Origin of the sequence: Sphingobium sp., assembly GCF_035511395.1 — a bacterium.
In the GTDB taxonomy this organism is placed as follows: domain Bacteria; phylum Pseudomonadota; class Alphaproteobacteria; order Sphingomonadales; family Sphingomonadaceae; genus Sphingobium.
The window spans coordinates 1-7,698 of sequence record NZ_DATKFP010000401.1; the positions used below are offsets into that span (position 1 = coordinate 1).

General features: G+C 63.7%; 8 protein-coding genes and 1 pseudogene. 5 read left to right on the forward strand and 4 right to left on the reverse strand.

Features of this window, described 5'->3' with window-relative positions:
• The 5 genes from VMR39_RS27050 to VMR39_RS27070 form a co-directional block, all read left to right on the forward strand.
• On the forward strand, positions 1-415 hold a 415-nt coding region (locus VMR39_RS27050), incomplete at its 5' end, for a LysR substrate-binding domain-containing protein (RefSeq protein ID WP_325421068.1).
• A gap of 46 nt (positions 416-461) precedes the next feature.
• Positions 462-704, forward strand: coding sequence for a type II toxin-antitoxin system CcdA family antitoxin (locus VMR39_RS27055; protein ID WP_325421070.1), 243 nt, complete (start codon positions 462-464; stop codon positions 702-704).
• Positions 704-1,000, forward strand: coding sequence for a CcdB family protein (locus tag VMR39_RS27060; protein ID WP_325421072.1), 297 nt, complete (start codon positions 704-706; stop codon positions 998-1,000). Before VMR39_RS27055 ends, VMR39_RS27060 begins: the two co-directional genes overlap by 1 nt.
• Before the next feature lie 45 nt (positions 1,001-1,045).
• Positions 1,046-3,334: a DNA topoisomerase IV subunit A gene (gene parC / locus VMR39_RS27065; protein ID WP_325421074.1), complete on the forward strand. Its 2,289-nt coding sequence runs from the start codon at positions 1,046-1,048 to the stop codon at positions 3,332-3,334.
• Positions 3,335-3,403: 69 nt separating this feature from the next.
• Positions 3,404-5,149: a putative bifunctional diguanylate cyclase/phosphodiesterase gene (locus VMR39_RS27070; protein WP_414712602.1), complete on the forward strand. Its 1,746-nt coding sequence runs from the start codon at positions 3,404-3,406 to the stop codon at positions 5,147-5,149.
• Here the strand turns inward: VMR39_RS27070 and VMR39_RS27075 are convergent.
• The 4 genes and pseudogenes from VMR39_RS27075 to VMR39_RS27090 all read right to left on the reverse strand — a co-directional run.
• Entirely contained in the window at positions 5,113-6,324 is a 1,212-nt protein-coding gene (locus tag VMR39_RS27075) for a CCA tRNA nucleotidyltransferase (RefSeq protein WP_325421078.1), read from the reverse strand. The two genes, VMR39_RS27070 and VMR39_RS27075, sit on opposite strands and share 37 nt — an antisense overlap.
• Entirely contained in the window at positions 6,305-6,913 is a 609-nt protein-coding gene (locus VMR39_RS27080; protein WP_325421080.1) for a CoA pyrophosphatase, read from the reverse strand. Before VMR39_RS27080 ends, VMR39_RS27075 begins: the two co-directional genes overlap by 20 nt.
• Positions 6,910-7,476, reverse strand: coding sequence for a DUF1285 domain-containing protein (locus VMR39_RS27085; RefSeq protein ID WP_325421082.1), 567 nt, complete (start codon positions 7,474-7,476; stop codon positions 6,910-6,912). Before VMR39_RS27085 ends, VMR39_RS27080 begins: the two co-directional genes overlap by 4 nt.
• 55 nt (positions 7,477-7,531) lie before the next feature.
• Positions 7,532-7,698: pseudogene (locus tag VMR39_RS27090) on the reverse strand (GNAT family N-acetyltransferase); the annotation flags it as partial.

A 7,698-nucleotide genomic window follows, 5' to 3' on the forward strand; every position in this document is an offset into this window, starting at 1 on the left:
CGGCTGGCTGGAGCGGAATGGGACGATTGCCGATGCACAGGCGCTCCACGCACGGCCGCGCCTGTCGCCCGACGACATGTGGTGGCATGAATGGTTCGCCGCCGTGGGAGTGGAGGCCGACCCGGCGGACGGCCCGCCCGGCATCGCCCTCGACAGCCAGGTGATGGAGGGTCGTGCGGCGATTGCGGGGCAGGGGATCGCGATCCTCAACCATTTTCTCTGGAAGTCGGAGGTGGAGGCCGGACTGCTGGTCGAGGCCGTGCCTTCCTATGTCCGGGAAATCGCCAGCTACTGGATCGTCTACCCGCCCCACGCGCGCAACGCGCCCAAGATCAAGGCCTTTCGTGACTGGATTGCCGCCGAATTCGCCGCCGAGATCGCGGCGGACCCGGAGGGGCGCTACTTGCCGCGTTGATGCGATATGCGTATATTCATGCGCATGTAGAATGTAGGAGGTCGTGGTGACGAAACAGGGTCGGATCGGAACACGCAAACCCACGAACCTGTCGCTGGACAGCGCATTGGTCGAAGACGCCAGGGAATTGGGCATCAACCTGTCCCGCGTCTGCGAGGAAGGATTGCGCAGGGAAATCGCTGCGGAACGTGGAAGGCGCTGGAAGGAGGAAAATGCGGCAGGGATTGCGGCCTCCAACGCCTATGTCGAAAAATATGGGTTGCCGCTCGAAAAATACCGGATGTTCTGATGGCGCGTCTCTGCGTCCACCGCCTGCCTGACGGCACTTACGTCCTCGACTGCCAATCCGATCTGTTGGATCATTTGACCACATGTTTTGTCGTGCCGCTGGTGCCGATCGAGCATGTCGAAACACCGATGGCGCGGCTCAATCCACGCTTCGAGATTGATAGCCAGCAGCTTGTGATGATGACCCAGTTCGCCAGCGCGATTCCGGCCCGTGCGCTCGGCAAGATCGTGAAGCCACTCCATGACGAACATTATGCAATCTCTACTGCGCTCGACATGCTCATCGCGGGCTATTGACCAAATCCGTTTCCGTTTCGTCCCCGTCCTGCTAAGCCGTCCGCGATGACTGATTTCCGCGACCCGTTCGACGCCATCAAGGATCACCCGTTCGACGATGCGCTGTCCGAGCGCTATCTCGTCTATGCCCTTTCGACCATCACGGCGCGATCACTGCCGGACCTGCGCGACGGGCTGAAGCCGGTGCATCGCCGCCTGCTGTGGGCGATGCGGTTGCTGCGGATGGAGCCAGGCGGAGCGAACCCGGATGTGCTGGTCGCCAATCCCGCGCGCAACACCACCGCCTACAAGAAATGCGCTCGCGTCGTCGGCGACGTCATCGGCAAATATCACCCGCATGGCGACAGTTCCGTTTACGACGCGATGGTGCGCCTGGCGCAGGACTTTTCGCTGCGCACGCCGCTGGTCGACGGCCAGGGCAATTTCGGCAATATCGACGGCGATAATGCTGCGGCGATGCGCTATACCGAAGCGCGCCTGACGCAGGCCGCCGCCGACCTGATGGCGGGCCTCGACGAAGGCACGGTCGATTTTCGCCCCACCTATAATGGCGAGGATGAAGAGCCTGAGGTTTTCCCCGGCCTTTTCCCCAATCTGCTCGCCAACGGCGCCAGCGGCATCGCGGTCGGCATGGCGACCAGCATCCCGCCGCATAATGTCAGCGAACTGATCGACGCGGCCAATCTGCTGATCGACGATCCCGACGCCGATCATGCCGCCCTGATGCAGATCGTGCGCGGGCCGGACTTCCCGACCGGCGGCGTGCTGGTCGACAGCCCCTCGATCATATCCGAAGCCTATGCCACCGGGCGCGGCGCCTTCCGCACGCGGGCGCGCTGGCACCGGGAGGATGAGGGGCGGGGCACCTGGATCGCCGTCGTCACGCAAATTCCCTATCAGGTCCAGAAATCCAAGCTGATCGAGCAGATCGCGGCGCTCATCAATGACAAGAAGCTGCCGATCCTGGCCGATGTGCGCGACGAGTCCGACACGGAAATCCGCATCGTCATCGAACCGCGCGCCCGCACGGTGGACGAACAGGTGCTGATGGACAGCCTGTTCCGCCTCACTGACCTCGAAAACCGCTTCCCGCTGAACCTCAACGTGCTGGATTCGACCCGCACGCCGCGCGTTCTGGGTCTCAAGCCCCTGCTGATCGAATGGCTCAGGCACCAGATCGATGTGCTGGTTCGCCGTGCCCAGCACCGGCTGGAGAAGATCGCCAATCGCCTCGAACTGCTCGACGGCTATATCATCGCCTATCTCAATCTCGACCGGGTGATCGAGATCATCCGCACCGAGGATGAGCCGAAAGAGGTGATGATGGCCGAATTCAGCCTGACCGATCGTCAGGCCGAGGCGATCCTCAACATGCGGCTGCGCTCTCTGCGCAAGCTGGAGGAAATGGAATTGCGCCGCGAGCATGGCGAGTTGGTCAAGGAAAAGGACGAACTGGAAAAGCTGGTCGAAAGTCCGGCCCGCCAGCGCACGCGCCTCAAGAAGGATCTGGCCGCGCTGCGCAAGCGCTATGGTCCCGAAACCGACCTTGGCCGCCGCCGTTCGCTGGTGGAGGAAGCCGCTCCGGCGCGCGAGATCCCGCTGGAAGCGATGATCGACCGCGAGCCGATCACCGTCATCCTCTCCGAACGTGGCTGGATCCGCGCCATGAGCGGCCATCGTGACCTTGCCGCCGCCGACACGCTCAAGTTCAAGGAAGGCGATGGCCCGCAATATGCTTTCCACGCCTACACCACCGACAAGCTGCTGATGGCGACCTCTACCGGGCGCATCTATACGTTGGCGTCGGACAAGCTGCCGGGCGGGCGCGGCTTCGGCGATCCCGTGCGTTCGCTGGTCGACATGGACAATGAAGGCGCGATCGTCGCGTTGATGCCGGCTAAGACCGGCAGCGAACTGCTGTTCGCCTCTTCCGATGGTCGCGGCTTCATCGCGGCGGTCGGTGACATCGCCGCCGAAACGCGCAAGGGCAAGCAGGTGGTCAACGTCCGCACCGGCGCCAGGCTGAGCGTCGTGCATCCGGTTGCGCCGGAGGCGGACAGCATCGCGGTCATCGGCGAGAATCGCAAATTGCTGGTCTTCGCGATCGCCGAAATGCCCCGCATGGCGCGCGGGCAGGGCGTCCAGTTACAGCGCTATCGCGACGGCGGCCTGTCCGATGCGATCGCCTTCCGCCTGTCCGATGGCCTGAGTTGGACCATGGGGGGCGAATCGGGGCGTGTCCGCACGGAAAGCGACATGACGCCGTGGAAAGTCGCGCGCGGTGCCGCCGGTCGGATGCCACCCACCGGTTTTCCGCGCGATAACCGCTTTTGATTCATCGCAAATTCAATCGGCGTTTCCAGAAAATTTACCGCTTCCAGATAGGTCGGGCGCATGGAATCCATGTCCGTGCGCAACTGGCCGGTCAAGAAGACCAAGATTGAGCCTCGTTGCGGGGACGATGCCGCGCATCCGGAGCAGGGGCTGGACATAGGCCATTGGCTGGCTGCCCTGCCGCAGTCGGCTGGGATTTTGTCATACGAACCCAAAGGCTTGTCTATAGTCGCCGGCAACAACCGCTTCATGAAGCGTGTCGATCTCTATCGGGAACGAACCAGCGGCGAAGATGGGAGTGACGAAGGCTGGCTGGACAGGGTTGCCGCCTTTGTCGAGTCGGATCAGGATTCGATCAGCTTTGAAATCCGTCGCGATGGCAATCTCGGCCCCGAATATTTCATGTGTACGCTCGGGCGGTTGCCGCCGATAAAGGGAGATGCGACCCGCGTCCTGCTGACGGTGACAGATCGCACGACAGAGCGCGCCATCGAGAAAAATCTGCGTCGGGAACTGTTGTCCGATGGCCTTACCGCCTTGCCCAACCGCACCGGCTTCGGCGAGGAAATCGACGATAGGCTGAAGAATAACGCCTGGCCCGACCATGCCCAGTTCGGCATCATAGCGATCGACCTCAGCCGCTTCAGCCGGGTGAACGAATCGCTCGGCCCGATGGCGGGCGATGAACTGCTGATCACCGTCGCCAAACGGCTCAAGTCGAGCCTGCGCCAGGGCGACGTTCTCGCGCGGATCGGCGGCAATGATTTTGCTATCTTCGCGCGCCTTAACAACGGTCTGTCGGATGCTCTTCATATCGTGCAGCGGATCAAGGAGTCGATGAACTCACCGATTCGCCTCAGCGGCCTGCAAATCCGGGTTGATTGCGCGATCGGTTGCGCGCTGTCGCTCAATCTTCAGGAAGACCCTGATGACGTCGTGCGCAAGGCGCAGGCGGCGGTGAAGATCGCCAAGCGCAGCGGCAAGGTCGAAATCTACCGCAACGGCGTGCTGAAGGAAGCGCAGCGCCGCTTCTCGATCGAGAGCCGGCTGCGCGACGCGTTGGCGCAGGGCGGGCTGGCGCTCGCCTATCAGCCGCTCATCCATCTCCAGACCGGCGAAATTACCGGGTTCGAGGCGCTGGCCCGATGGGACGATGAGGAACTGGGCCGGGTTTCGCCGGTCGAGTTCATCGCGGTCGCGGAAGAAAGCGGCCTCATCACTTCGCTCGGGCGCTGGGCAGCCTATGAGGCTGCGCAGGCCCTGTCGCGCTGGGACGCGAAATTCGGGCAACCTCTGCCGGTAGGCGTCAACGTCAACCTTTCGCCGATCCAGATGGCGCGCGACGATGTAGCGTCGATGTTCGAGGAAGCGCTGCGCTATTCCGGCGTCGATGGCAGTCGCCTGACGGCCGAAGTCACCGAAAGCGCGATCGTCGCTGACCCGGACAAGGCGCGCAAGCTGTTGTTCGCGCTCAAGGATTTGCAGATGCCGATCGCAATGGACGATTTCGGCACCGGCTTTTCCAACCTCGCCAGCTTGCACAGCCTGCCGATCGATATATTGAAGATCGACCGCAGCTTCGTCTCCTCCATGCTGGAGGATCGCGACAAGGCCGTCATCGTGCGCACCATCCTGTCACTCGCCGAATCGCTGAACCTCAAGGTTACGGCCGAGGGGATCGAAACGCAGGATCTGGCCCACGCCCTCCAGAAAATGGGCTGCTGGCAGGGGCAGGGCTATTATTTCGCGCGACCGATGAGCGAAGCGGACGCCTTCGATTATTGGCGCGCGCGCTGGAATTTCGAAACGGTCTGATCCGTCAGTTCCGCGACGCGGGCGGCATCGGGGAAATCCTCCGCCACCCACAGCCGCTGCACCTCCTGCAATGCCTTGGCGACATTGGGCCCAGGCTCCAGTCCGCGCGCGATCAGCGCGCCGCCGCCGATCGGCAGGGTCGGCGGTGTCCATCCCTCCAGTCGCGCAAGCGCCGACAGCGGCTGGGCCGGATCAAGCAGCAACCGATCGACCGCGCCTTCCACACCGACGCGATAGGCGAGCGCACGCGGCGCTTCGGCTTCGACAGCCGGTTCCAGTGCCACCATCAGCCGCTTGCGCGCCTTGTTGGACAGCTTCAGCCTTGCCCCGACCTGATCGGCCAGCGCAGGATCGGCGGGCAGTAGCGCGGCGAGGCGACGCAGGGCGGAGGGGGCTATGCCGCTCTGTACCTCACGCGCAATCAATACCTCGACCCGGTCGACGCCCGCCATCGTCACTTCCGGCAGGACCGGCAGCAATATCCCGCCGTTCACCATCAGCCGCAGCGCATGGATTGGCGCGCCAACGCCCAACAGCTTCAGCATCTCGTCGGCGATCCGCTCGCGCGACAACGCCATCAGGCTATTGGCGGCGCTGACGCACGCATCATAGGCGAGATTGTCCAGTTCGTTGTCGCCATAACGCGCCAGGAACCGGAAATAGCGCAGGATGCGCAGGTGATCCTCGGCGATCCGGGCGGATGCGTCGCCGATGAAGCGCAGCCGCCGGACCTCCAGATCGGGCAGGCCACCGAAATAATCGCTGATCTCGCCGGTCAGCGGATCGGCATAAAGAGCGTTGATAGTGAAGTCGCGCCGGGCTGCATCCTCGCGCCAGTCTTCTGTATAGGCGATGGTGGCGCGGCGGCCGTCGGTGCTGACGTCGCGGCGCAGCGTCGTGATCTCCACCGGCCCATCGGCCAGGACGGCGGTGATGGTGCCATGGTCGATGCCGGTCGGCACCGCCTTGATCCCAGCCGCCTTCAGCCGGTCGACCACATCCTGCGGATCCAACGTCGTCGCTATGTCGAGATCGTTGACGGGCAGACCCAGCAGCCCGTCGCGCACCGCGCCGCCCACATAACGCGCCTTGCCATCGGCGGCGTCCAGCGCGGTGAGCAGGCCGTCCAGCCCGGAACGATGACGCCATACGGCGTCAGGCAGCAAGACGGTCATGACCCAGCCTTCGGGAAAGGTTGGCAAGAATGGCGGCGGTGATCCCCCAGATGCGCCGATCCTGCCAGAAGATTTCATAATAATGGCGCATTGCGCCGGCGAACTCGATCTCGCGCTTTACCCGGTTGGCGGGGTCGAGCGCAAAGGCGAGCGGCAGTTCGAACCAATTGGCCACTTCCCCCTCCTGCGCACGCAGCGGCAGGTCGGGCGGAATGACCCCCAGCACCGGGATGATGTCGAAGCCGGTAAAGGTATGATAGCGGTCGGACGTGCCCACGATCTGCACCTTTGCAGGCGGCAGGGCGATTTCCTCCTGCGCCTCACGCAGCGCGCCGGCAATCTCGTCAAAATCGCCCTCGTCTACCCGTCCGCCAGGAAAGGCGATCTGGCCGGCATGTTTGCGCAATGTGGTCGCGCGTTCGGTCAGGATCAGGCCCGGCTCCGGCCGATCGGTGATCGCCACCAGCACGGCTGCGGGCGCCAGCGCGATATCGTCGGCGATCCGCGGATCGCGGACATCCGACAAAGGCAGCATCTCGCGCCGATGTCCTTCTTCCAGCGCGGCCCGCAACCGTTCCGCCAGGCTCATTCCGCGCCGTCCAGCGGAAAGAAGGTGCCGTCGCTCCACAGGCCGACACGGTCGCCGCCTTCCTCCAGCGCCAGGTTCATCAGATCATAATAGACGCTGCGCGCAACCAGCGCTTCCAGCCCGCCACGCACATGCAGATAGGGGTGGGGGCCATCGGGCGTCTCGCGCAGGGTCAACCCATTGTCCGCGCCCGCAGTGACCAGGTCGCCGCTGTTCAACCGAAAGACCAGCGTGCGCCCGCGCCCTACGCCCTCGGTCTTGAGTTCCACCGCGACGAAGGGAGCATCCTCCACTTCGATATCCAGTTTCTCGACCGGCGTGACCAACACATGGCTGCCATCCGGCTCACGCCGCAATATGCTGGAAAAAAGCCGTACCATCGTCTCGCGACCGATCGGCGACCCCTGATGATACCAGGTGCCGTCGCGGGCGATGCGCATCTCGCTGTCGCCGCAATGGTCGGGATTCCATTTCTCTACCGGCGGCAGGCGCTTTTCCGCCAGCAAGCGCGCAATGTCGGCCAGCGACAGGGTGGACAGGTCGGGCAGTGGCTCCATCGGCATGGGGCGGAGATAGGAGTGTCCTCGCCCGAAGGCAAAGGGGTAATGTGAAGATCGGTCAGGCCGCGACGGCAATGCGCGGCGCCAGCATCCCGATGCCCCCGATCATCCCGCCATCGACCGGCAGCGCCAGCAAGCGGCGTTTCTCGAACGGACCGGGCGCATCCCAGCCGCCCGTGCCTTCGTCGGTGAAGCCCCAGAAGCGGCCATAATATTCGGGATCGC